Here is a 23,774-nt window from a genome sequence, read left to right on the forward strand (position 1 = left end):
CATGGCGCCAACGGTCCTGCCAGCCCACACCACCCCACCCCCGACAGTTTCCTGGTGACGGTTGGAACATCACTTCAGCTGTCGACGAAATCTGTCAGATATCGAACTTCATCTGAGGTCAGAGCCCATTGCGTAGCAACGGGATCCGACCCCGTCATTCCGGCAGATCGCGGAGAACTGTCCAAGGCGGGGTGGGTCCGGTTGAGGGGGCGTGAGCGCCATGGATGGCGCGACCGAGGCTACATGGACGTATTTACGCCGTCCCCCTCAACCGGACCCACCCCGCCAACCCACAGGACTCCAGCTCTTGACGTTGACGTTGACGTTGCCTTGGCTTGCAGCAGGTGCAGGGCTGCAAGCCCTGCAAGAGACCCCCCTCTTTTGCTGCGGCGCAGAATGCAACGGCAGCGCGGCTTTGCTTTACTTCAATCGATCTAAATCCGCCGGGGTGCGGATTTGTACCGATGGAAACGAGGCGTTCGGCCCTGACGGCCGGCGCTTCGCTGCCGCCCTGCCGCCAAGGAGTCCTGTCCGTGACCAGGTTGTCCCGCCGTCTGTCCGCCCGCCGCTTGCCGGCCCTGTCCCAGCGCCCGCTGGCCCGCGTTGCCTGCCTGCTGGCATTGGCGGTCACGCCCTGGCTGCAGGCCGCACCGGCCGCCCTGGAACGTGAGGTCAACACCTTCATCGGCAGCAAGGATGACGGCAACACCTTCCCGGGCGCATCGGCCCCGTTCGGCCTGATCCAGGTCAGCCCCATCGGCAGCCATTACTCGGGCTGGCGCTACGACGACGAGAAGATCCGCGGCTTCGGCCACTCCTTCCTGTCCGGCGCCGGTTGCTGGGAACAGGGCGGGCAGGTCTCGATCCTGCCGGTCACCGGCAGCATCGGCCCGGGAGGCGATTTCGATACCGCCAATGCCAAGCAGTTCGATCACAAGGCTTACGCCTCGGCGTACACGCATGACGGTGAAGTCGGCCAGGCCGGCTATTACAAGGTGCGCCTGACCAGCTACGGCGGCATCGATGCCGAAGCCACCGCGCGCACCCGCGCGGCGGCCGAGCGCTATACCTTCAGCCAGCGTGGCGGCGAAGGCCATGTGCTGGTCAACGTCGGTCAGGCCAACGAACGTCACTCGGTCATCGGCAGCGTGATCGACGTGGTCGGTGACCGCGTGGTGGAAGGCAAGCTGGTCACCAAGAGCTTCTGCGGCGGGCACCAGTACACCACCTGGTTCCGCGTCGAGTTCGACCGTCCGTTCAAGGCGCATGGCACCTGGGGTGAGGGCGGCGGCCTGCCCAACGCGCGGCACAGCATGGAAGGCGAGCAGAAGCCAAACGGCGCCTGGTTGACCTTCGACCTGGCCAAGGGCCAGTCGGTCACCGCCGTGAGCGCGATTTCGCACGTGGATGCCGAGGGTGCACGCACCAACCTGCGGGTCGAGGGCATGCAGGGCGGGGCACTGATCGGTTTCGACCGGATGCGTTCGCGGTCCCAGCAGGCCTGGCGCGAACAGCTGGCGCGGGTGCGCGTGCAGGGCGGCAGCGGTGATGACCGCACCGTCTTCTACAGCGCGCTGTACCACACGCTGCTGCAGCCGCTGACCGGCAGCGATGCCGACGGCCGCTACCGCGGCTACGACGATGGCATCCACCGCGCCGATGGCTGGACCTATTACGAGTACTTCTCGCTGTGGGATACCTACCGTGCCCAGAACCAGTGGCTGGCACTGACCCGCCCGGACGTGGCGCGCGACATCGGGCGCACCCTGCTGGCCATCGACGAACAGGGCGGCTGGCTGCCTCGCTGGGGCTACGCCAACTTCGAGACCAACATCATGACCGGCGACCCGGTCACGCCCTTCATGGTCGACCTGTGGCGCTTCGGCGCGCTCAAGGGCCGCGAAGCGCAGGCCTGGGATGCACTGCGCCGCAACGCGTTCGGCACGCCACCGCTGAATTCGCGGATGGCCGGGCGTTCGGGCAATCCCACCTACCTGGACAAGGGCTATGTGGTCTACGACCGCGCGTTCCCGTCCAAGGGCATGGATGTCGATCCGCATCACGGCGGTTCGGCCACGCTGGAATACGCCGTGGCCGACTGCGCGCTCTCGCAGATGGCCGATGGCCTGGGTCACGCCCAGGATGCGGCGACGCTGCGCGAACGTGGCCGCAACTGGCGCAAGGTATGGGATCCGCAGGTTCGCGACGCCGAGACGGGCTTTACCGGCTTCCCGCGCCCGCGCACCGAGGATGGCCAGTGGTACACGCCTGCAGACGGCCACTACAGCCCGCGCTCGCACCACGGCTTCCATGAGGGCACCGCGTGGCAGTACCAGTGGCTGGCGCAGCAGGACGTGCCGGGCCTGGTGGAAGCGATGGACGGCCGTGAACAGGCCGGCCGCCGCCTGGATGCCTTCTTCGCGATGGATGCGCTGCAGGCCGATCCGCTCAATGCCGCGCGACGCGAGTGGGTGGTCGGCCCGTACAGCTACTACAACCAGTTCCGCTACAACCCCAACAACGAGCCGGATCTGCATTCGCCGTGGCTGTACACCCTCATCGGCCAGCCCTGGAAGACGGCGAACGTCCTGCGCGCTGCGCAGCAGCTGTTCACCAATGCGCCCAACGGCGTGACCGGCAATGACGACCTGGGCACGATGTCGGCCTGGTACCTGTTCAGCGCCATCGGTGTGTATCCGGCGGTGCCGGGCAGCGGTGAATTCCTGCTGCACACCCCGCGCTTTGCCAAGGTGGAAGTGGACATGGGCAACGGCCGGACCCTGCGCATCGACGCGCCGGGCGCCGACGGCCGTCGCCTGCAGTATGTGCAGGGCGTGCAGGTCGATGGCCAGGCCCATGCGCCGGTGTGGCTGGACTGGGACCGCCTGCAGCAGGGGCCGCGCGTGCGTTTTGCCCTGGATGGCCAGGCGCCGACGCAGGGCTGGGGCACGGCCGTGGCCGATCTGCCGGTGTCGTGGTGCGCTGCACCAGGCAGCCAGCTGCGATGATCGGCGCTGTGCCGTTCGCGGCTATCCAGCGAACGGCACGGCACGACCGGGTCACGATCCATTAGGCTTGAGGCTCCAGCGGAGTCCGGGAAGACGATGAACGACACCAGCGACAGTTCCAGCAAGCGTTCCGGCAAGGCGGTGACGGTGACTGACATCGCCCGTGCCATCGGCGTTTCGCGCGCGACCGTGTCGCTGGTGCTGCGCGGCAGCCCGCTGGTCAACGTTGATACCCGGGCCAAGGTCGAGGCCGAGCTGCGCCGCCAGCGCTACGTCTACAACCGTGCAGCGGCCAATCTGCGTCGACGCACCTCGTCGAGCATCGCGCTGGTCATCAACGACCTGTCCAATCCATTTTTCGCCGAATTCGCTTCCGGCGTGGACGAGGCACTGGGCGGGCGCGGTTACGTGACCCTGCTGGGCAGCACGGGTGAGTCGCCCGAACGCCAGCAGGCGGTGCTGTCCACCCTCATGGAACACACCCCGGCAGGCCTGATCCTGTCGCCTGCCGAAGGCAGCGATGCGACGCGGGTCCGGCAGGCGCTGGGCGCCAATGCCAACGTGCTGCTGTTCAACCGCGAGCTTGAAGGTGCCGACTGGGACTTCCTGACCCTGGACAACCAGCACGGCGCCTACCTGGCCACCCGCCACCTGATCGAACGTGGCCACCGCCAGATCGCTTTCTTCGGCGGGCATGCCGATTCCAGTTCCTGCCATCAGCGGCGTACCGGTTTCCAGCAGGCGCTGGCCGAGGCTGGGCTGTCGCTGCCGCCGGGCTGGATGATCGAATCGGCGCCGAACCGTCTGGAAGCCGCCGCGCGCACCGACGAACTGTTCGTCGATGGCCACCGGCCGAGTGCTGCGGTCTGCTACAACGACACCGTCGCGCTGGGGCTGATGCTGGGCCTGAACTCGCGCGGGATCCGTCCGGGTGGCGATTTCGCGGTCACCGGGTTCGATGACATTTCCGAAGCGTCGGTGGCGGTACCGCCGCTGACCACGCTCACCGCCGATCCGCGCGAGCGGGGCCGGCAGGCTGCGGCACTGCTGTTGCAGCGCCTGGACGACCCGGATGCACCGCCACAGCGCACCGTCGCCCCGGTGCAGCTGCGCATCCGCGAAAGCAGTGCCGCGCGGCCGAACTGATCTTCTACGACCTTTTCCCTTCCACGTACCAACGACCTACACGCGCATCGAGGCGCGAACCGCATGCCGATTTCCGCAACGCCCCGTCCATCGGGATCCAACAGCAGCCAGGCGCCGGTGATGAATGCCCGCGCGGCCCTGTGGGTGGCCACCACCATCTTCTTCATGTGGGGCTTCCTGACCAGCCTCAACGATGTGCTGATCCCGCACCTGAAGGCGGTGTTCGAGCTGAACTACACCCGCGCCATGCTGGTGCAGTTCACCTTTTTCGGCGCGTACTTCCTGATGTCGGTGCCGGCCGGCCGGCTGGTGGCGCGGCTGGGTTACAAGAAGGGCATCATCGCCGGCCTGCTGATCGCCAGCGTCGGTGCGCTCGGCTTCTGGCCATCGGCGGCGCTGCGCACCTATGACGCCTTCCTGGCCTCGCTGTTCGTGCTGGCCACCGGCATTACCGTGCTGCAGGTGGCGGCCAACCCGTACGTAGCGCTGCTGGGGCCGGAAAAGACCGCCTCCAGTCGCCTCACCCTGGCCCAGGCATTGAACTCGCTGGGGACCACGCTGGCGCCGATGTTCGGCGGCTTCCTGATCCTGAGCACCGCGGTGAAGAGCGGTGATGAGATCAAGGCGATGCCGGTGGCCGAGCAGCTGGCCTACCGCGCTGCGGAAGCGCAGTCGGTGCAGGGTCCTTATGTGGGCCTGGCCATCGCGCTGGTGCTGCTGGCGGTGTTCGTGTTCCTGTTCCGCCTGCCCAGCCTGACCGAATCCACCGAGCAGGCCGACACCAGCCACCACACCCTGCTGGATGCACTGAAGCACCCGCACGTGCTGTTCGGCGTGCTGGCCATCTTCTTCTACGTGGGTGCCGAGGTGTCCATCGGCAGCCTGATGGTGAATTATCTGGCACTGCCTGAGATCGGTGGCATGTCCGAGGCGCAGGCGACCTGGTACGTGTCGATGTACTGGGGCGGCGCCATGATCGGCCGCTTCGCAGGCGCGTGGCTGCTGGCCAAGTACTCGCCGCGCCGCCTGCTGGCGGGTTTCGCGCTGGCCAACGTGGTGCTGCTGGCGGTTACCCTGGGCTCGGGCGGCAAGGTTGCGCTGTACGGCATCGTGGCCACCGGCCTGTTCAATTCCATCATGTTCCCGACCATCTTCTCGCTGGCCATCGAACGCCTGGGTCCGCTGACCAACAAGGCGTCCAGCCTGCTGATCATGGCCATCGTCGGTGGCGCCATCATTCCGCTGCTGCAGGGCATGCTGGCCGATCGCATCGGCCTGCACCTGAGCTTCGTGCTGCCGGTGGTCTGCTACGTCTACATCATCTTCTATGGTCTGGTGGGCTCGCGCCCGCCGGCCGTCGGCGCGCAGGGAGGCTGAGTCCGGAATGGGTGCCATTGTCTGCTTCGGCGAAATTTTGATCGATCTACTAGCGCAGCCGCCGGCCTCGGCCGACACCCCGCGCGCGTTCCTGCAGTACGCCGGCGGTGCGCCGGCCAACGTCGCTGTGGCCGCCGCGCGGCTGGGTGCGAAGACCCAGTTCGTCGGCATGCTGGGCCGCGACATGTTCGGTGACTTCCTGGCGGAAAGCCTGGTCGAGCACGGCGTGGGCACCGACTACATCGTGCGCACCGATGCGGCCAAGACCGCGCTGGCCTTCGTCGCCCTGGACGCGACCGGCGAACGCAGCTTCAGTTTCTACCGCCCCCCGGCGGCGGACCTGCTGTTCCGTGACAGCGATTTCCAGGCAGCCTGCCTGGACAACGCGCAGTGCTTCCATGTGTGCTCCAACAGCCTGACCGAACCGGCCATCGCCGAGGCGACCTTCGCCGGCATGGACCGTGCCCGCGCGGCCGGTGCAGTGGTCAGCCTGGACCTCAATCTGCGTCCGGCGCTGTGGCCGGCCGACGTCGATCCGACGCCCTGGCTGTGGCAGGCGCTGGAGCGTGCCGACCTGGTCAAGCTGTCGCGCGAAGAACTGGATTACCTGGCCGCACCGCTCGGCGCTGGCGGCGAGGCTGCTGTCCTGCAGCGCCTGCTGGCCGCGCAGGCGCGCTGGGTCATCGTCACCGACGGCGCCGCAACGCTGCACTGGTACACCCGCGAACAGCAGGGCCAGGTGACCAGCTTCAACGTGGCCGCAGTTGATACGACCGCGGCGGGCGATGCCTTCGTGGGCGGCGTGCTGGTCGGCCTGCTGGAGCGCGGCGGTGCCGGCGCCGGCTTCGCCGCGTTCTGCCAGGACCCGCAGGCCATCGCTGCCACGCTGCGCTTCGGCGCCGCCGTGGGTGCACTGGCCGTTACCCGCAAGGGCGCGTTCGCCGCGATGCCCTCACTTGATGAAGTGCAGCAGCTGCTGCAGGCACAGGATCTTCCCGCATGAGCACCGCGCCCGATTTCCGTTCGCCCGCCTTCCTGCGTGCGCACATCGCCGACACGATGGCGTTCTACCACCCGCGCTGCATCGACCCGAACGGCGGCTTCTTCCATTACTTCCGTGATGACGGCAGCATCTACGACGCCAGCCATCGTCATCTGGTGAGCAGTACACGCTTCGTCTTCAACTACGCGATGGCCTACCGCGAGTTCCGCAATGCCGAGTACCGCGAGGCGGTCGAGCACGGCGTGCGCTACCTGCGCGAGGTGCACCGCAACCCGGCCACCGGGGGCTATGCCTGGACCCTGCGCGACGGCAAGGTCGAGGACGATATGAACCACTGCTATGGCGTGGCCTTCGTGCTGCTGGCCTACAGCTGCGCGCTGAAAGCCGGTGTCGAGCAGGCCCGCGCGTGGATGGACGAAACCTGGCAGCTGCTGGAAGCGCGCTTCTGGGAGCCGCAGCACGGCCTGTACAAGGACGAGGCGGATGGCCAGTGGAACTTCACCGGCTACCGCGGCCAGAACGCCAACATGCACATGTGCGAGGCCATGCTGGCCGCGTTCGAGGCCAGTGGCGAGCAGCGCTACGTCGCCCGCGCGCTGCAGCTGGCCGACAACATGACCCGCCGCCAGGCCGCCAAGGCCGGTGGCCTGGTCTGGGAACACTACGATGTGAACTGGGAGATCGACTGGGATTACAACCTCGACAATCCCAAGCACCTGTTCCGCCCGTGGGGCTTCCAGCCCGGCCACCAGACCGAGTGGGCCAAGCTGCTGCTGATCCTGGACCGGCACGTGCAGGCTGACTGGCTGGTGCCGACGGCGCAGCATCTGTTCGATGTGGCCGTGGAGCGCAGCTGGGACGAGGCACGTGGTGGCCTGTACTACGGCTTCGCGCCGGAATCGCGCCGCCAGCCGGGCATGGACGGCGCACCGATCGGCGGCGACAGCTTCGTCTGTGACGACGACAAGTACTTCTGGGTGCAGGCCGAGACCCTGGCCACCGCCGCGCTGATGGCCAAGCGTACCGGCGACGACCGTTACTGGCAGTGGTACGAGCGCATCTGGGCGTACTCGTGGGAACACTTCGTCGACCACCAGTACGGCGCGTGGTTCCGCATCCTGGATGCTGACAACCGCAAGTACAGCGATGAGAAAAGCCCGGCCGGCAAGGTGGATTACCACACCATGGGCGCGTGCTACGAAGTGTTGAACGTCGTCCGTTGAACATCGCCCGAATGCAGTAGTGCCAGGCCATGCCTGGCAGAAAAACAGGAGCATCACGTGCATCGTCTTCCCCTCGTTGTCCGTCTGCTCCTGCTGCTCGTCGCGGCGGTTGCGTTTCCCGCTGCCGCCGCGCCTCTGCAGGCACAGTGGGAGTTCCGCCTGCTGCCCGGCGATGCCCAGGGCGCCTCCCACCCTGGCCTGCAGCAGTGGCGTGCCGCCACCGTGCCCGGCAGCGTGCACACCGATCTGCTTGCCCATGATCTGATCCGCGATCCGTACGTGGGCGCGGCCGAAGCAGAGCTGCAATGGATCGGCCTGGCTGACTGGGAGTACCGCGCGCGCTTCGACGTGGACGCGGCGACCCCGGCCAAGCCCCATGCCGAGCTGCGCTTCGACGGCCTGGATACCTACGCCGAGGTCACCCTCAACGGTACGCCGTTGCTGCGCGCGGACAACGCGCACCGGACCTGGACTGCGCGCGTGGAAGGACGCCTGCAGGCCACGGGCAATGAACTGCTGATCGTGTTCCGTTCGTCCATCCGGACCCTGCTGCCTGGTGTGCAGACGATGCCGCACAGGATTGCAGGCAATTACCCTTCGCCCTATGGCGACGAGCCGAAAGACGCGATGGTCGGCAACTTCGCGCGCAAGCCGGCCTATCACTTCGGATGGGACTGGGGCCCGCGCTATGTCACTGCGGGCGTCTGGCGCGGTGTCGATCTGCAGGCCTGGGATACGCACCGGCTGACCGATCTGGCGGTGCGCACCGATGCGCTGGATGGCGAGCAGGCTAAGCTTGCGGTGCTGCTGCAGGTGGAGCAGGGCAGTGCTGCTGGCTCGGCGCGGGTCGCGCTGGATGTGCGTGACCCGGAGGGCCGCAGCGTGGCCCAGCTGCAGCGCACGGTCCTGCTGCAGCCGGGGCAGAACAGCATCGAACTGCCGGTCGAACTGGCCGCCCCGCGCCGCTGGTGGCCGGTAGGCTACGGCGCGCAGGACCGCTATACGGTGCAGGCACGCCTGGATGGCGGAGGTGATGCGGCGCACGCACGCGAACAGCGCATCGGCCTGCGCAGCGTCGAGCTGCGCCGCGATGAGGACGGCCAGGGTGGGCAGGGCTTCGCCTTCGTCATCAACGGCGTGGAGATCTTTGCGAAGGGCGCGAACGTGATTCCGTTCGACGCGTTCCCCGCGCGCGTCGACGCTGCGCGTCTGCGCCAGGTGTTGACCGCCGCGCGCGACGCCAACATGAACATGCTGCGCAACTGGGGCGGCGGCTACTACGAAGACGACGCGTTCTTTGACATCGCCGACGAGCTGGGCCTGCTGGTCTGGCAGGATTTCATGTTCGGCGGCGGCATGCAGCCGGGCTATGACCCTGCCTTCCGCGCCAGCGTCGTGGCCGAAGCGCGCGACAACGTGCGTCGTCTGCGCCACCATCCCAGCATCGTGCTGTGGTGTGGCAACAACGAAGAAGAAACCGCGTGGAAGGACTGGGGCCACGGCCGCGACCTGAAGGCAGCTGATCCGGCGTTCGCGTCCAGGGTCTGGCAGGGTTATGTGGATCTGTTCGGCAACGATCTGCGCCAGGTCGTCGGTGAGGAGGGGCTCGGGGTGCCGTACTGGTCCAGCTCGCCCAGCAATGACCTGGACGAGAAGGCCAACGACTCCACCCGGGGCGACAAGCACTACTGGCAGGTCTGGGGCAATCCGGCGCTGCCGGTGCAGGCGTACCTTCGCGAAACCCCGCGCTTCATGTCCGAGTATGGGTTGCAGGCGTGGCCGGCGGTGGCGACGGTGGACCAGATCGCTACCCGTGCCGAACAGCGCATCGACAGCCCGGTGATCCGCGCACATCAGAAATTCATGGCCGGCGAGGGCAACAGCCGCCTGCTGCAGTACATCGAACGCGGCTACGGCAGCCCGAAGGACTTCGAGGATTTCGTCTACCTGAGCCAGGTGATGCAGGCCGAAGGCATTGCCCTGGCCGCGCTGCACCACCGCGCCTCGCGACCCTACACGATGGGATCCCTGTACTGGCAGCTCAACGATGTGTGGCCGGGTGCCTCGTGGTCAAGCGTCGATTACTTCGGGCGCTGGAAGGCGCTGCACTTCGCCGCGCGCCGCTTCTTTGCGCCGGTGACCCTGGCGGCCTTGCGTGATGAGGGCCGCACGCGGGTGCGGCTGATCAACGATGGCGCGGCCGTCGACGCGCGCTGGCGGCTGCGGGTGATGGATGTGGAGGGCAAGGTGCTGCGTCGGCGCGAGGTGCCTGTGACCCTGGCTGCCGCAGGCGTGAGTGCGGTCGGTGATTTCGCCGACGCCGAATTGCTGGCTGGCGCGGACCCGGCGCGGACCGTGGCGGTGTTTGAGCTGCTGCAGGAAGGCAGGGTGAGTGCACGTCAGGTGGTCGGCTTTGTCGAAGCCAAGCACCAGGTGCTGCCGAAGCAGCGGTTGAAAGCAGCGCTGACCATTGATGGTGAGCACTACCGGCTGCGCCTGCAGAGTGCAGCATACGTGCGTGCGGCATGGATCGATTTCGGGGCGTTGGACGTGCAGGTGGACGACAACCTGCTCGACCTGCTGCCCGGTGAGAGCCGGGACATCGCGGTACGCGGTCCGGTGGATCTGGCGACCCTGCGCGACGCGTTGAAGGTGAGAACCCTCAACGATCGTTGAGGGCCGCACCGCTCTGGTACGTGCCAACCAAGGTTGGCATCTACCTTCTGCCCTGGTAGGTGCCAACCTTGGTTGGCACACCCGGAAGTGCCAACCAAGGTTGGCATCTACCCTTTCTGTTACAGCTGGATCTGCTGGAAATTCTCGACGCGGTCGTGGCCGTTGGCGGCTTGGCCGGTGCGCGGCATCGGGTAGTCATCCAGGCGGTCGATCAGGCGCGTCTGCAGGCCAGCCTCGCGGGCGGCATCCAGCTCCTCCACCACATCGGAAAGGAACAGGATTTCAGCGGCCGGCACGCCGATCGCCTGCACGATGTTGCGGTAGCTGTCGGCCTCGCGCTTGCCGCCGATCTCGGTATCGAACCAGCCCGACACCAGCGGGCTGAGGTCGCCGGCATCGCTGAAGCCGAAGAACAGCTTCTGCGCCGGCACCGAGCCGGAGGAGTACACGTACAGCGGCAGGCCCGAGGCGTGCCAGCCCTTCAGCACGGGCGCCACTTCCGGGTAGAAGTGCGCGGTGTAGTCGCCCCGGCGGTAGCCGGCATCCCAGATCAGGCCCTGCAGGGCCTTCAGTGCGGTGTGCTTGCGGTCCTGGTCGATCCAGCCCTGCAACGTCTCGGCCACCAGGCTGTCCTGGCAGGCGCCACCGATCTCGGCGGCCACTGCGTCGAGCCAGCGACGCACGTCAGGCTGCTGGCCGTGCTCGGCCACGAACGCCGGCAGCGCCTGGCGGGCATAGGGGAACAGCACGTTCTTGACGAACGAGATGCTGCTGGTGGTGCCTTCGATGTCGGTCAGGATGACGCGGGGCTGCATGGATCAGGATGCCTGGGTAGGGATGTAACGGGGGAACTTCTGTGCGATGTCGGTGCCGGTGAAATGACCGACCCAACCGTCCGGCTCGGTGAAGAAGCGGATGGCCACGAAGCTCGGCTCATCGCCCATGTCGAACCAGTGGGTGGTGCCATCGGGCACGGCGATCAGGTCGTCCTTCACGCACTCGATCTCGTAGACCTTGTCCGCCACGTGCAGGGTGAACAGGCCGGAGCCGGCAACGAAGAAGCGCACCTCGTCTTCCTTGTGGAAGTGTTCGTCGAGGAATTTCTTCCGCAGTTCGGCGCGGTTCGGGTTGTCCGGGGCGATCGACGCCACGTCCACGCTCTTGAAGCCGCGTTCGGCCACCAGCCGGTCGATGTCCGCGCGATAGGCGGCGAACACCTCGTCCTGGCTGGCGCCCGGCGCGACGGGCGCGGCAGCCTGCCAGCGCTCGAAGGTGACGCCGATCTTCTGCAGTTCGGTGGTGATGACTTCGCCGTCCTGGGTGTCCAGCAGCGGCGATTCAGGGCGGGTGTCGTCGTAGATGCGCAGTCGGCTCATGGCGGCAGCTTGAACGTCTCGGGGGGAAGACAGGGTAACAGGGTGGTGAAGGGCCGCAGATTCCGGATTGGAATCTGCACCCGGCGCTGGCTCAGCCGCGCAGCTTGCGCAGTTCCAGCTCGCAGTGGAACAGGAACTCGAAGGCTTCCATGTGGCGGCGCGCCTCGGCCATGTCGCGGCCCCAGGCGTACAGGCCATGGCCGTCGATCAGGTAGCCCCACAGGGTCTGCGTATCGAGCAGGGCATCGACCTGTGCCGAGAGCACGTTCATGTCCTGGGTATTGGCGAACACCGGGACATCGATGGCCATTTCGTGGGTGCTGTTGCCGGCGAAGGCCTTCAGCAGTTCGTAGCCTTCCAGGCGGATGTGGCCCTGCGGCGCATACAGGCGCGAGGCGACGGTCTGCACCGGGGAATGGGTGTGCAGCACGCAGCCGATGTCCGGGAAGCGGCGGTACAGCTGGGTGTGCAGCAGGGTTTCGGCGGACGGGCGCAGCGGGCGGCCGACGGCTTGGCCGTCGAAGTCCACCACCATGATGTCGTCCTCGATGAGGCGGCCCTTGTCCTTGCCGGAAACGGTGATCGCGGCGTGGCGGTCGTCCAGGCGGTGGGAGAAGTTGCTGCTGGTGGCCGGGGTCCAGCCGGCGTGCGCCAGCTCACGGACGTTGTCGATCAGCAGCTGGGCCAGTTCGCTCAGGCGCGCGGTGTCGTAGGGGAAGGTGGGGGTGCTCATGGGGACGATTTTACTGGATTCGGCAAACGGCTGAGCCCCTCGTGGCGGGCGGCGAGGCTGGATTTCCCGCTTTGGGCCGGGCGGGTGGGCTGTGCAGGGGACGCCGTAAACCCGTCCTTGGGGGCTTGGCCGCGGCATCCATGCCGCGGACACCCCTGCACAGCCCACCCGCCCGGCCACGGACAGGTTCCGTGCGCGCCAGCCACGGAGTGAAGAAGGAAGAGCAAAAGCGGGTCGCGGCGCTGCGCTTGCTCGCAGCGGAGCATGGCTCCGCTCTACAGAAGCTTCGTTCGCCGGACAGGGTTCATCCACGCATGGCGTGGATCTACCACCGAAGCATCGTTTCCCAGACAGATCTCATCCACGCATTGCGTGAATTTACCGGACGCGCCGGGAGAGTGTCAGGGGTGGGGAGGCATGGGTTCGCGGGGGTGTCCGCGGCATGGATGCTGCGGACAAGCCTCCAGGGATGGATTCACGGCGTCCCCCGCGAACCCATGCCTCCCCGCCAACCCCTCAACCCAGCCGTTGCCGTTGACGTTGCTCCAGCGGGTGCAGGGCCGCAGGCCCTGCAATACCCAACCCTTACTGACCGCGCAGGCGGCTGTGCCTGAACCCGTAACCGAAATAGATCACGAACCCGACCACGGTCCACACGCCCATCAGCATCCAGTTGTGCATCGTCATCGCCGACAGCAGCGCCAGGCAGCTCAGCACACCCAGGGTGCAGATCAGCCACGCCATCGGCATGCGGAACGGACGCGGCAGATCCGGCTGGGTGCGGCGCAGGATCAGCACGCCGGCACACACCGCCGCGAACGCGATCAGCGTGCCCATCGAGGTCAGTTCACCCAGGATGTCCAGCGGGAACAGCGCCGCCAGCAGCGCGATGCCGATGCCGGTGATGACCGTGTTGATGTGCGGGGTGCGGTACTTCGGGTGGATCTTGGTGAACACCGGCGGCAGCAGGCCGTCGCGGCCCATGATCATGAAGATGCGCGGCTGGCCGATGATCATCACCAGCACCACCGAGGACAGACCGACCAGGGCGCCCACCTCGACCACCCAGCGCAGCCAGCCCAGCTGCGGGTGCGCCGCCACGGCGGTCACCACTGGTTCGTCCGTACCCAGCAGCTGGTACGGCACCAGGCCGGTCATCACCGCCGCCATGGCGATGTACAGCACGGTGCAGATCGCCAGCGACAGCATCATGCCGATGGGCATGTCGCGCTGCGGGTTCTTCGATTCCTGCGCCGCCACCGACACCGCCTCGAAGCCGATGTAGGCGAAGAACACCATGGCCGCGCCACGCAGCACGCCTTCCATGCCGTACTTGCCCGGGCCCTCGTTGGCCGGAATGAACGGGGTCCAGTTGCTGGTGTCCATGTACTTCCAGCCGACCACGATGACCAGCACGATCAGGCCGGTCTTGAGCACGACCATCGCCATGTTCATCGCCGAGGACTTGCTGATGCCCACGTAGCACAGCCAGGTCAGCAGCAGCACCAGGATGGCAGCGGGCAGGTTGGCGATGGCGCCGGTGGGCCGCAGCTGTGCGTCCAAGGGGGCACTGACCAGGGCCGCTGGCAGGTGGATGTCGAACTGGCTGAGCAGGCTGAGGAAGTAGCCGGTCCAGCTGACCGCCACCGCCGAGGCCGATACGCCGTACTCCAGTACCAGCATCCAGCCGATGAACCAGGCCGACAGCTCGCCGAAGGTGGCGTAGGTGTAGGTGTAGGCGCTGCCCGAGACCGGCACCATCGAGGCGAACTCGGCGTAGGCCAGGGCGCAGAAGGCGCAGCAGACCGCAGCCAGCACGAAGGACAGCATGATGGCCGGGCCAGCGTGGTTGGCCGCAGCCTGGCCGGTGATGACGAAGATGCCGCCGCCGATGACCGCGCCGATACCCAGGGCGGTCAGGCCCCAGGGGCCGAGGTGGCGGCGCAGGCTCAGGCCGTTGGCGTCTTCATGGGCGGCATGCGGATGCTTGGTGGCCCACAGTTGCTTGAACATGTGTGTCGATCTTGTCGAAGCGCGCCGTTGCAGGCACGCGGGGGAAAACGGACGGGCCGGCACAGAGGCCGGCCCGTAGGCGGATCAGGAGGACTTGGCCAGCTTGCTGTTGCGGATGCCGTAGCCGAGGTAGATCAGCAGGCCCAGCACGGTCCAGCCCACGAACAGGTGCCAATGCACCACGAAGGCCTGCCAGAACAGGAACAGGCAGGTGGCCGCGCCCAGCGGGCAGATGATCCAGACGGCCGGCACGCGGAACGGGCGGTGCAGGTCCGGCTTGCTGTAGCGCAGGACCAGCACGCCGATGCAGACGGTGGCGAAGGCCAGCAGCGTGCCCATCGACACCAGCTCACCCAGCACGTTCAGCGGCACCAGGCCGGCCAGTGCAGCGGCGATCACGCCCACGACAATCGTGGCCCAGTACGGGGTGCGGAAGCGGGCATGCACCTTGCCGAAGAACTTCGGCAGCAGGCCGTCACGCGAGATCGTATAGGCGATGCGGGTCTGGCCCATCATCATCACCAGGATCACCGAGGACAGGCCGGCAATGGCGCCGATTTCCACGGCGGTCTTCAGCCACGACAGGGTGGGGAAGGGTTCGAGCGCGGTGGCCACCGGTTTGTCGGTGCCCAGCAGGTGGTACGGCATCATGCCGGTCAGCACCGCGCAGACAATGATGTAGACGATGGTGCACACGGCCAGCGAGCCGAGCAGGCCGATCGGCATGTTCCGCTGCGGGTCCTTGGTTTCGCCGGCAGCGGTGGAGACCGCGTCGAAGCCGATGTAGGCGAAGAACACGATGGTGGCGGCGCGGAAGATGCCGCTCCAGCCGAATTCGCCGGGGCCGGTGTTCTCAGGGATGAACGGATGCCAGTTGCCCGGGTCGATGTGCGCCGCGCCGATGCCGATGAACAGGCAGATGACGGTGACCTTGATGGCCACGATGATCGCGTTGACGAAGGCCGACTGGGTCACACCGACATACAGCAGGCCCGATACGGCGGCGATGATGAGCACCGCCGGCAGGTTGAACAGCTTGCCGGAGGAGACGAACTCGCTGCCCGTCCAGGCGATCGGCGCTGCGCTGAGCGCATCCGGGAACGGCATGTTGAGCGTGGTGGTCAGGAAGCTGATGAGGTAGGCCGACCAGCCCACCGCGACCGAGGCCGAGGCGAACAGGTACTCCAGCACCAGGCACCAGCCGATGAACCAGGCCATGCCCTCGCCGAGGGTGGCATACGAGTACGAATAGGCGCTGCCGGAGACCGGCATCATCGCCGCGAACTCGGCGTAGCACAGGCCGGCCAGCGCGCAGGCGAAGCCGGCGATGACGAACGAGAGCATGACCGCCGGGCCGGCATGGTTGGCCGCGGCCTGGCCGGTCAGCACGAAGATGCCTGCGCCGATCACCGCACCGATGCCGAGCATGATGAGGTGTTTGGCCGTGAGGGTCCGTTTCAACGTGGCTTCGCCGTCCAGGCTGCCTTCGATGGGTTCGCCAGCATCGACGTGCCCGGCCGGTTGTACCGGCTTGACCCTCAACAGAGCTTTCAGCATGCAGAACTTTCCTGATGATCGGATTGGGGCCGCCGATGCGTTGCCGGCGGCCTGGAGTGGTGAAGACCGCGCGAACGGCCCGCTGTACCTTAGCCAAAGCTGAAGCCACCGCACAAGCGCAATCGCAACAATGACCGGCGATAATGGACTGTATTTTTCCAATCTCCGCGCATTCATGAACCAGCCTGCCGAAACCCTTGCCACGCTTGACGATCAACTGCGCGGGCTGCTGCAGGACTATGCCCGCCGACAGCCATCGCACAGCGCTCTGGCTGCCGAATTCGGCACATTGATCGACGATGTGGAGGATTCTTTCTGCCGTGAACGTCTGGCAGGCCACTTCACGGCCAGCTGCTGGCTGGTCAGTGCCGACAGCCAGCGCCTGCTGCTGACCCACCATCGCAAGCTGCAGCGCTGGCTGCAGCTGGGCGGGCATGCCGATGGCGACCGCGACCTGGCCCGGGTGGCGCTCAAGGAAGCGGAAGAAGAATCCGGCCTGACCGGGCTGGTGCTGGATGATCCTGCCATCTTCGATCTGGACAAGCACTGGATTCCCGAGCACAAGGGCGTGCCCGGGCACTGGCATTACGACGTGCGTTTCGTGATCCGCGCGGTGGGTGGTGAGACCTTCGTCCTGAGCGAGGAGTCCCTCGACCTGGCCTGGCGCCCGGTGGCCGAGGTTGCCACCGATCCGGCGTCGGATGAGTCGATGCAGCGCATGGCCAACCGCTGGCTGGCGCGCTGACTGGGCATCCGCGCATGGCGTGGATCTACTGCAAGCCCATGGATCCACGCCACGCGATAGCAACCCGGTAGATCCACGCCATGCGTGGATGGCGCAGGGCCGCCCGGTCAATACAGAATGCGGGTGCGCAGGGTGCCCGGAATCGCGGCCAGCTCGTCACGCACGGCGCCGGCCTGTTCCTCGCTGGCGGTGATGTCGATCACCACGTAGCCCACCTTCGGGTCGGTACGCAGGAACTGGCCATCAATGTTGACGTTGTGCCGCGAGAAGATCTCGTTGACCTTGGACAGCACGCCCGGCACGTTCTGGTGGATGTGCAGCAGGCGCAGGCTGTCGGCGTGCTCCGGCAGCGTCACTTCGGGGAAGTTGACCGCCGACAGGGTGCTGCCGTTGTCGCTGTAGCGCACCAGTTTTGCCGCCACTTCGACGCCGATGTTGTCCTGCGCCTCCAGGGTGCTGCCGCCCACGTGCGGGGTGAGGATGACGTTGTCGTGGCGGGTCAGCGGCGACTCGAAGCGATCGCCATTGCCCTTGGGCTCGATGGGGAACACGTCCAGCGCGGCGCCGCCGATATGGCCGCTGGCCAGGGCCGCATCCAGGGCATCGATGTCGACCACGGTGCCGCGCGCGGCATTGATCAGATGCGCGCCGCGGCGCATCTTCGCCAGTTCGGTGGCGCCGATCATCCACTGCGTGGACGGGATTTCCGGCACATGCAGGGTGACGATGTCGGCGCGCGACAGCAGGTCGTCCAGGCTGGCCGCGGCACGGGCATTGCCCAGCGAAAGCTTGGTTTCCACGTCGTGGAAGATCACCTGCATGCCCAGCGATTCGGCCAGCACGCCCACCTGGGTGCCGATGTGGCCGTAGCCGATGATGCCCAGCGTCTTGCCGCGCACCTCATGGCTGCCGCTGGCCGACTTCGACCAGCCGCCGCGATGGCATTCGGCATTCTTCTGCGGAATGCCGCGGGTCAGCATGATGGCCTCGGCGATGACCAGCTCGGCCACGCTGCGGGTGTTGGAATAGGGGGCGTTGAATACCGGAATGCCGGCCAGTTCGGCCGCGTCCAGGTCCACCTGGTTGGTGCCGATGCAGAAGCAGCCCACCGCGATCAGGCGCTTGGCCTCGGCCAGAACGTCGGCGCTCAGCTGGGTGCGCGAGCGGATGCCGACGATGTGCGCTTCGGCGATGCGGGCCTTCAGTTCATCCTCGGGCAGCGCCTTGCTGTGCGCTTCGATCTGGCTGTAGCCGGCCGCACTGAATACCTCCACGGCGGTCTGGCTGACCCCCTCCAGCAACAGCACGCGGATATCCTGCTTCGGGAACGAGGTCTTCTTCGGCGACATGGTACGGCACGGCCAGTGGGACAGGGGCTGACCACTATGCCAGATCGGCAGGGCCATGGTGCACTGCGGAAATAGTTGCATCCGTAGCCATTTCCGCAGCGTGCCGGGGCTGGACGCTGGCCCCCGCCACTGGCACGCTTGCCCGTTCTTCACGCACCGCGCTGGACCGTCATGACCGATTCCCGCATCGCCTCGTTGCAGCAGGCCTGTCCCGGCCTGAAGCTGAAGACCGACCCTGCCGACCTGGAGCATTACGGCCGCGACTGGACCCGGCGCTGGACCCCCGCGCCGCTGGCCATTGCCCTGCCGGCCACGGTGGAGGAAGTGCAGGCGGTGATGCGCTGGAGTGCGGCCGAGGGCGTGGCGGTGGTGCCCTCGGGCGGCCGCACCGGGCTGTCCGGTGGCGCGGTGGCCGCGAACGGCGAGCTGGTGCTGAGCCTGGAACGCATGAACAAGGCGCTGGCCTATGACGCGGTCGACCGCACGCTGGTGGTGCAGGCCGGCATGCCGCTGGAGGCCGTGCACAACGCGGCGCTGGAACACGGACTGATCTATCCGGTGGATTTCGCCGCGCGCGGCTCGTGCTCGATCGGCGGCAACATCGCCACCAATGCCGGCGGCATCCGGGTGATCCGCTACGGCAACACCCGCGAATGGATCGCCGGTCTGAAGGTGGTCACCGCCGATGGCGCGCTGCTGGAACTCAACAAGGGCCTCATCAAGAATTCCAGTGGCTATGACTTCCGCCAGCTGATGATCGGTTCGGAAGGCACGCTGGGCGTGATTGTCGAGGCCACGGTGAAGCTGACCGATCCGCCGCCGGCCAGCAACGTGATGCTGCTGGCCGTGCCCAGCTTCGATGTGCTGATGCAGGTCTTCGCTGCTTTCCGGGCACGCCTGCAGCTGCAGGCCTTCGAGTTCTTCACCGAGCGGGCGCTCGAACACGTACTGGCGCATGGTGCGCAGGCGCCGTTCGACGAGGTGCATCCTTACTATGTGGTCACCGAGTTTGCCGCCAATGACGAGGCCCAGGAGGCCGCGGCGATGGCGGCCTTCGAGGACTGCATGGGCAATGGCTGGGTCAGCGACGGCGTGATCAGTGCCAGCGACGCGCAGGCGGCGCAGTTGTGGCGCCTGCGCGAGGGCATCACCGAGGCGCTGGCGCGCTACAAGCCGTACAAGAACGACGTTTCCGTGCGGATTTCGGCGATGCCGGCGTTCCTGGCCGAGACCCAGGCGCTGATCGGCCAGGCGTATCCGCACTTCGATGTCGTCTGGTTCGGCCATATCGGCGACGGCAACCTGCACATCAACGTGCTCAAGCCGGATGACACCAGCGATGCCGATTTCGTGACCCAGTGCGAGCACGTCACCAAGCTGCTGGCGCAGGTGCTGGCCCGTTTCGATGGCAGCATTTCCGCCGAACATGGCATCGGCCTGGTGAAAAAAGGCTATCTGGACAGCACCCGTGGGCCGGCCGAAATCACGCTGATGAAGGCGGTCAAGCGCGCGTTCGATCCGGAAGCGCGGCTGAATCCCGGCAAGGTCTTCGATGCCTGATGCAGGCAAAGACTTCACGCAACCATTACGCTCCACGCAACTCCCTTGATGGCCTGACCCCGATGACCCGTCCGCTTCTGCTGCTCGCCCTGCTGTCCCTGCCGCTGGCCGGCTTCGCATCCAGCTTCGCTGGCACTTCGGCCGGCTCGGCCACGGGCGCGTCGTCCGGTTCCTCGGGCAGCAGCTCGGGTGATGACAAGGTGGTGCTGGCTGCGCGCGACGATGCTGCGGCCTTCGTTGCCAGCGATGGCCAGATCCGTGGCGCGCGCCTGCAGGCCGCGCTGGCACACCTGCGGGAGCAGGATGCTGCGGCCCAGCAGCAGAGCGACCTGCAGCTGGCACGCGCGCTGCTGGCGCGTTGATCCGGCGTTCCGGTAGTGCCGGCCGCTGGCCGGCAACTCCATGACATCCGCACGGAATGCAGCCACGCATGGCGTGGCCCTGCTGCTGATGGCGCACCTTGCGCATGCGTCCGATCGCCTGCAACTGGATCCTGCCGGTTTGAGCGGGCCGCAGCAGCGGCTGGCCCAGCAGACGCTGGACGATGTGCAGGCGCTGCTGCCCGAGGGCCTGCTGCGGGCCTTGCCCGCGCAGGTGCAGGTGACTTGGCCTGACGACCTGCCTGGCCAGGTGCATGGCCGCGCATTCGCCGGTCGCATTGCGCTGCGCCGGGACCTGCTGGACGAGCATGCGGCGGGCGGGAACCACGCACGCCGCGCGGCGCTGGTCCATGAGCTCACCCACATCGCAGACCGCAGCGGCGCCAACTGGTCACGCAGCGCGCGTTGGCGCGATCTTGCCGGATGGCAGCGCAGACCCTGGCACCTGGGGCGCGACGCGAACCATTTCAGCGACCGCAGCCCGGATCGCTATGAGCTGGAGGATCCTGCCGAGTATCTGGCGGTGAACGCCGAGCACTTCGTATTGGATTCCGAATTTGCATGCAGACGGCCTGCATTGGCCCAGTGGTACCAGCAGCACTTCGGTGCCCCACCTGCCGTGCCCACGCCGCAGTGCGAGCGCACGGTGCCGCTGCTGCAGGCGGAGGCCGAAGAAGGCGCCGCCTCGTTGCTGAAGTTGGATCCGGCACGCGTCTACGCCGTGGATTACCTGTTTGCCGAAGGCAGTGCGCAGCCGATGAGCCGGTGGGGCCACAGCATGCTGCGGCTGGTCATCTGCCGCCCGGGCCGCGCACCGGGCCCCGCGTGCCGGCTGGATCTGTCCGAGCACCGCGTCCTGTCCTTCCGTGCCTTTGTCGGCGACGTGCAGATTTCCAACTGGCGCGGACTGACCGGTGGCTACCCGTCACGGTTGTTCGTGTTGCCGCTGCAGCAGGTGGTGGACGAATACACCAAGGTCGAACTGCGCGGCCTGCAGTCGTTGCCATTGAAGCTCGACCGCGACGAGATCGCCAGCCTGCTCGAACGCACCGCACAGGTGCACTGGAGCTATGACGGGCGCTATTTCTTCGTCAGCAACAACTGCGCGGTGGAAACGGCCAAGCTGCTGCAGGCCGGGGTGCCGCGCCTGGGCGAGGCTGGCCTGGCTCAACTGACCCCGCGTGGCCTGCGCCGCCGGCTGGTGCGGCTGGACGCGCTGGACGAGCGGGTGCTGGACGACCGCGCCGCCGCGCAGGCGCAGGGCTACTATTTCGCATCGGCACGCGACCACTACCAGCAGTTGTTTGCGGTGGCTGCGGCACAGAACGCCCTGCCGGCGGATGATGTCCGCGCCTGGCTGAGACTGGCTGCACGGCAGCGCGCACCCTGGCTGCGGCAGGGCGATGTGCGCGCCAGCGCCGGCCTGCTGCTGCTGGAACAGGCCGCACAGCGCCGCGCCGAGCTGCGCGCGCGTGATGTTTTGAAGCGCCGCCTGCTCGCTGCGCCGGACAGCCCGGCGACGGTGCAGTTGCGTGGCCTGCTGGAGCAGAGCGGGCAGTGGCTGCGGCCTGGCCAGGTGCTGGCCGATGCGGGCTATGGCCTGCCGCTGGATGAGGAGCAGGGCCGGGTAGCTGAAGCCGTTGCCGCGGCCAGTGCCACGGCCGTGCCTGCCTGGCAGTCGCTGCGCCAGCAGCTGCGTGCGCAGCTGCCAGCCGGGCAGCGGCAGGAACTGGATGACATCGACGCAAATCTGGCGGCTCTCGGCCAGTACCTGCGTGAGCAGGCGGCTGCGCCGGTTGCGGAGGTGTCTGTTCGCTGATCGTGGCGCAGCGGGAGCCCGGTCAGGCGCCTTTCAGTCCCCGTGGGCGGCGAGGTGGTACGGTCGGGTGTCCTCAGCAGTATCGACAAGGAGTCGAGCCATGCGTGTTGTTTCCAGCCTGTTGGCAGCCTCCCTGGGCATCCTCCTCGCCGCGTGCCAGCCCCAGGCCGCACCGATTGCGGCCAGTGCCGCCGATCTACCAACACCCGTACCCGACCCGGAAACGCCGTCGCGTGCGGGCAGCGAAAGCCCGGAAAGTGGCGCCGGCACGACCGCCTTCCGCGCCCGTGGCAATGAGCCGGGCTGGCTGGCCGTGGTCGATGGCAATCCGCCGGCCCTGCGGGTCGAAGTGGATTACGGCGAGCGCCGCCTGCAGGTGGCCGCGCCCACTGCCGGTGCCGATGGATGGGCCGGCAAGGCCGCTGATGGCACCGAGGTCAAACTGACCTACGTGCGCACCCTCTGCCACGACGATATGAGTGGCGAAGCGTTTGAGGCCACCGCGATGCTGACCGTCGGTGCACGCCAGTACCACGGCTGCGGCGGCAATGCCGCACCGTAGAGTCGAGCTTGCTCGACTGCTCTTGCCGTAAAAGCAGCCGAGCGCGGGCTCGGCCCTACAGAAAAAGGAAATGCAGTCGAGCGCGTGGCCGCGCCTCTACAGAAAAACCACCGCTGGGCCATGCCCGGCGTTCATGAATCAGCCCGCGCAGGGCTGCAGGTCCAGCTCGAACACCAGGTCGTAGCGACCGTTGATGTCGATCAGTGCTGAGCGGATCGCGCAGTCGTCGCGATGGCGCGCAACCAGATCGGTGAAGATTCTTTCGCGTCCTTCGCAGTACGTGGTGCTCGCTGCTTCCAGCTCGCGGCGGCGCTCTTCGTCGTAGGCTTCTTCGCCAGCGAAATGCTGGCAAGTGTTCTCGCGCGCGAGGAGGGCCTGTACGTCGGTTGGCATCTGGCAGTAGATGCGCACGTCCTCGACCTCATACACGTCCCCGGGCACCGTACAGCCTGCAGCGGCGAGCGCACGGTCCAACGCCTCATCGCCCGAAGGCGGGAGTGCGTCGGACGCCGGGGCTGAAGTCGGCTGCGTTGCCGGTGTATCGGCCGCAGGCGGTGCCGCCGGATCGCTGGCTGCAGCCTTCGGCGTGGCCGTGGCCGTGCTGTCCGCTGCCTGCGGCGAGCACGCCGCAAGCAGGGACAGGCAAGCGATCAGCGCAAGGCGCTTAGTCGGCACGGCCGGCGAATTCGCCCGTGGCGGTGTTTACCAGCACGCGCTCACCGTTGGCGATGTACTCGGGCACCATGATCTCGATGCCGGTGTTCAGCTTGGCCGGCTTCGGACGCTTGGTGGCGGTGCCGCCCTTCAGTTCCGGCGGGGTTTCGATCACTTCCAGCACCACCGAGGCCGGCAGCTGGATCGCTACCGGCTGTTCGTCGATGACCTGCACGTAGATGCCGGTCAGGCCGTCGGTGATGTAGCCGGCGTCGTCGCCGATCACGTCGGCATCGAGGGTGTAGGGGGTGTAGTCCTCATCATCGAGGAACACGAAGGCATCGCCATCCTTGTACGAATAGGTGGACTGGCGGCGCAGCAGTTCGACCTCGACCAGGTTGTCGTCGGCATCGAAGCTGGCGTCGAGCTTGTTGCCGCCCGGCACGCTGTACATGATGAAGCGGAAGCGGACGTTGCCGCCGCGGCCCTGCGGCGAGCTGCGCTCGATGTCGCGGATCTGGTACACGCCGTTGTTGTACTCGACGACGTTGCCCTTCTTGATGTCGTTGGCTTTCATGATGTTGTTGGTCGTT

The 23,774-nt window shown here is 66.9% G+C and carries 19 protein-coding genes; 11 read left to right on the top strand and 8 right to left on the bottom strand.

What is annotated here, in order from left to right; all coding sequences use genetic code 11:
- Positions 1-464 precede the first annotated feature (464 nt).
- From C1924_RS09090 to C1924_RS09115, 6 genes are all read left to right on the top strand, one after another.
- Positions 465-3,008, top strand: a complete 2,544-nt coding sequence (locus C1924_RS09090; protein ID WP_254051247.1) for a GH92 family glycosyl hydrolase — start codon at positions 465-467, stop codon at positions 3,006-3,008.
- 96 nt (positions 3,009-3,104) lie between these two features.
- Positions 3,105-4,154: a LacI family DNA-binding transcriptional regulator gene (locus tag C1924_RS09095; protein WP_108764996.1), complete on the top strand. Its 1,050-nt coding sequence runs from the start codon at positions 3,105-3,107 to the stop codon at positions 4,152-4,154.
- 63 nt (positions 4,155-4,217) lie between these two features.
- Positions 4,218-5,531: an L-fucose:H+ symporter permease gene (gene fucP, locus C1924_RS09100; RefSeq protein ID WP_108764997.1), complete on the top strand. Its 1,314-nt coding sequence runs from the start codon at positions 4,218-4,220 to the stop codon at positions 5,529-5,531.
- 7 nt (positions 5,532-5,538) lie between these two features.
- Complete coding sequence (locus C1924_RS09105; RefSeq protein ID WP_108764998.1) at positions 5,539-6,534, top strand: carbohydrate kinase; 996 nt, start codon at positions 5,539-5,541, stop codon at positions 6,532-6,534.
- Positions 6,531-7,757: an AGE family epimerase/isomerase gene (locus C1924_RS09110; protein ID WP_108764999.1), complete on the top strand. Its 1,227-nt coding sequence runs from the start codon at positions 6,531-6,533 to the stop codon at positions 7,755-7,757. Before C1924_RS09105 ends, C1924_RS09110 begins: the two co-directional genes overlap by 4 nt.
- Positions 7,758-7,814: 57 nt before the next feature.
- Positions 7,815-10,433, top strand: coding sequence for a glycoside hydrolase family 2 protein (locus C1924_RS09115; protein ID WP_108765000.1), 2,619 nt, complete (start codon positions 7,815-7,817; stop codon positions 10,431-10,433).
- Positions 10,434-10,552: 119 nt separating this feature from the next.
- Here the strand turns inward: C1924_RS09115 and mtnC are convergent, their stop codons facing one another.
- The 5 genes from mtnC to C1924_RS09140 all read right to left on the bottom strand — a co-directional run bounded on the left by mtnC (position 10,553) and on the right by C1924_RS09140 (position 16,112).
- On the bottom strand, positions 10,553-11,248 hold the full coding sequence (gene mtnC / locus C1924_RS09120) for an acireductone synthase (RefSeq protein ID WP_108765001.1): 696 nt from the start codon (positions 11,246-11,248) through the stop codon (positions 10,553-10,555).
- 3 nt (positions 11,249-11,251) lie between these two features.
- Positions 11,252-11,809: an acireductone dioxygenase gene (locus C1924_RS09125; protein WP_108765002.1), complete on the bottom strand. Its 558-nt coding sequence runs from the start codon at positions 11,807-11,809 to the stop codon at positions 11,252-11,254.
- Between the two features lie 91 nt (positions 11,810-11,900).
- Positions 11,901-12,542 carry a methylthioribulose 1-phosphate dehydratase gene (locus C1924_RS09130; protein WP_108765003.1) on the bottom strand — a complete coding sequence of 214 codons (642 nt, stop codon included), beginning with the start codon at positions 12,540-12,542 and terminating at the stop codon, positions 11,901-11,903.
- A gap of 585 nt (positions 12,543-13,127) precedes the next feature.
- On the bottom strand, positions 13,128-14,555 hold the full coding sequence (locus C1924_RS09135; protein WP_108765004.1) for an amino acid permease: 1,428 nt from the start codon (positions 14,553-14,555) through the stop codon (positions 13,128-13,130).
- Positions 14,556-14,639: 84 nt separating this feature from the next.
- The gene (locus C1924_RS09140) at positions 14,640-16,112 is read right to left on the bottom strand and encodes an amino acid permease (protein ID WP_108765005.1); all 1,473 of its coding nucleotides are present in this window, start codon (positions 16,110-16,112) and stop codon (positions 14,640-14,642) included.
- Between the two features lie 130 nt (positions 16,113-16,242).
- Between C1924_RS09140 and C1924_RS09145 the strand changes: the two genes are divergently transcribed.
- Positions 16,243-16,857, top strand: a complete 615-nt coding sequence (locus C1924_RS09145; protein ID WP_108765006.1) for an NUDIX hydrolase — start codon at positions 16,243-16,245, stop codon at positions 16,855-16,857.
- A gap of 107 nt (positions 16,858-16,964) precedes the next feature.
- Here the strand turns inward: C1924_RS09145 and serA are convergent, their stop codons facing one another.
- On the bottom strand, positions 16,965-18,206 hold the full coding sequence (serA, locus tag C1924_RS09150) for a phosphoglycerate dehydrogenase (RefSeq protein ID WP_108765007.1): 1,242 nt from the start codon (positions 18,204-18,206) through the stop codon (positions 16,965-16,967).
- Between the two features lie 171 nt (positions 18,207-18,377).
- On the opposite strand from serA, the gene C1924_RS09155 reads away from it, so the two are divergent.
- The 4 genes from C1924_RS09155 (at position 18,378) to C1924_RS09170 (ending at position 22,527) form a co-directional block, all read left to right on the top strand.
- Complete coding sequence (locus C1924_RS09155; RefSeq protein WP_108765008.1) at positions 18,378-19,766, top strand: FAD-binding oxidoreductase; 1,389 nt, start codon at positions 18,378-18,380, stop codon at positions 19,764-19,766.
- A gap of 62 nt (positions 19,767-19,828) precedes the next feature.
- Complete coding sequence (locus C1924_RS09160; protein ID WP_108765009.1) at positions 19,829-20,128, top strand: DUF2388 domain-containing protein; 300 nt, start codon at positions 19,829-19,831, stop codon at positions 20,126-20,128.
- 40 nt (positions 20,129-20,168) lie between these two features.
- Positions 20,169-21,965, top strand: a complete 1,797-nt coding sequence (locus tag C1924_RS09165) for a DUF4105 domain-containing protein (protein WP_108765010.1) — start codon at positions 20,169-20,171, stop codon at positions 21,963-21,965.
- Positions 21,966-22,065: 100 nt separating this feature from the next.
- The gene (locus C1924_RS09170) at positions 22,066-22,527 is read left to right on the top strand and encodes a hypothetical protein (RefSeq protein ID WP_108765011.1); all 462 of its coding nucleotides are present in this window, start codon (positions 22,066-22,068) and stop codon (positions 22,525-22,527) included.
- 138 nt (positions 22,528-22,665) lie between these two features.
- Here the strand turns inward: C1924_RS09170 and C1924_RS09175 are convergent, their stop codons facing one another.
- Positions 22,666-23,202, bottom strand: coding sequence for a hypothetical protein (locus C1924_RS09175; RefSeq protein WP_108765012.1), 537 nt, complete (start codon positions 23,200-23,202; stop codon positions 22,666-22,668).
- Positions 23,192-23,758 carry an elongation factor P-like protein YeiP gene (yeiP, locus tag C1924_RS09180; protein WP_079221730.1) on the bottom strand — a complete coding sequence of 189 codons (567 nt, stop codon included), beginning with the start codon at positions 23,756-23,758 and terminating at the stop codon, positions 23,192-23,194. The genes C1924_RS09175 and yeiP overlap by 11 nt, the downstream gene beginning before the upstream one ends.
- Positions 23,759-23,774 lie beyond the last annotated feature (16 nt).

It is taken from the genome of Stenotrophomonas sp. ESTM1D_MKCIP4_1 (assembly GCF_003086895.1).
Classification (GTDB): Bacteria; Pseudomonadota; Gammaproteobacteria; order Xanthomonadales; family Xanthomonadaceae; genus Stenotrophomonas.

What these genes read in the sequence shown, in the direction of transcription:
- C1924_RS09090 (WP_254051247.1), top strand. Translation starts at nt 465, where the DNA reads ATGGAAACGAGGCGTTCGGCCCTGACGGCCGGCGCTTCGCTGCCGCCC.
- C1924_RS09095 (WP_108764996.1), top strand. Translation starts at nt 3,105, where the DNA reads ATGAACGACACCAGCGACAGTTCCAGCAAGCGTTCCGGCAAGGCGGTG.
- fucP (WP_108764997.1), top strand. Translation starts at nt 4,218, where the DNA reads ATGCCGATTTCCGCAACGCCCCGTCCATCGGGATCCAACAGCAGCCAG.
- C1924_RS09105 (WP_108764998.1), top strand. Translation starts at nt 5,539, where the DNA reads ATGGGTGCCATTGTCTGCTTCGGCGAAATTTTGATCGATCTACTAGCG.
- C1924_RS09110 (WP_108764999.1), top strand. Translation starts at nt 6,531, where the DNA reads ATGAGCACCGCGCCCGATTTCCGTTCGCCCGCCTTCCTGCGTGCGCAC.
- mtnC (WP_108765001.1), bottom strand. Translation starts at nt 11,248, where the DNA reads ATGCAGCCCCGCGTCATCCTGACCGACATCGAAGGCACCACCAGCAGC.
- C1924_RS09125 (WP_108765002.1), bottom strand. Translation starts at nt 11,809, where the DNA reads ATGAGCCGACTGCGCATCTACGACGACACCCGCCCTGAATCGCCGCTG.
- C1924_RS09130 (WP_108765003.1), bottom strand. Translation starts at nt 12,542, where the DNA reads ATGAGCACCCCCACCTTCCCCTACGACACCGCGCGCCTGAGCGAACTG.
- C1924_RS09135 (WP_108765004.1), bottom strand. Translation starts at nt 14,555, where the DNA reads ATGTTCAAGCAACTGTGGGCCACCAAGCATCCGCATGCCGCCCATGAA.
- C1924_RS09140 (WP_108765005.1), bottom strand. Translation starts at nt 16,112, where the DNA reads ATGCTGAAAGCTCTGTTGAGGGTCAAGCCGGTACAACCGGCCGGGCAC.
- C1924_RS09145 (WP_108765006.1), top strand. Translation starts at nt 16,243, where the DNA reads ATGACCGGCGATAATGGACTGTATTTTTCCAATCTCCGCGCATTCATG.
- serA (WP_108765007.1), bottom strand. Translation starts at nt 18,206, where the DNA reads ATGTCGCCGAAGAAGACCTCGTTCCCGAAGCAGGATATCCGCGTGCTG.
- C1924_RS09155 (WP_108765008.1), top strand. Translation starts at nt 18,378, where the DNA reads ATGACCGATTCCCGCATCGCCTCGTTGCAGCAGGCCTGTCCCGGCCTG.
- C1924_RS09160 (WP_108765009.1), top strand. Translation starts at nt 19,829, where the DNA reads ATGACCCGTCCGCTTCTGCTGCTCGCCCTGCTGTCCCTGCCGCTGGCC.
- C1924_RS09165 (WP_108765010.1), top strand. Translation starts at nt 20,169, where the DNA reads ATGACATCCGCACGGAATGCAGCCACGCATGGCGTGGCCCTGCTGCTG.
- C1924_RS09170 (WP_108765011.1), top strand. Translation starts at nt 22,066, where the DNA reads ATGCGTGTTGTTTCCAGCCTGTTGGCAGCCTCCCTGGGCATCCTCCTC.
- yeiP (WP_079221730.1), bottom strand. Translation starts at nt 23,758, where the DNA reads ATGAAAGCCAACGACATCAAGAAGGGCAACGTCGTCGAGTACAACAAC.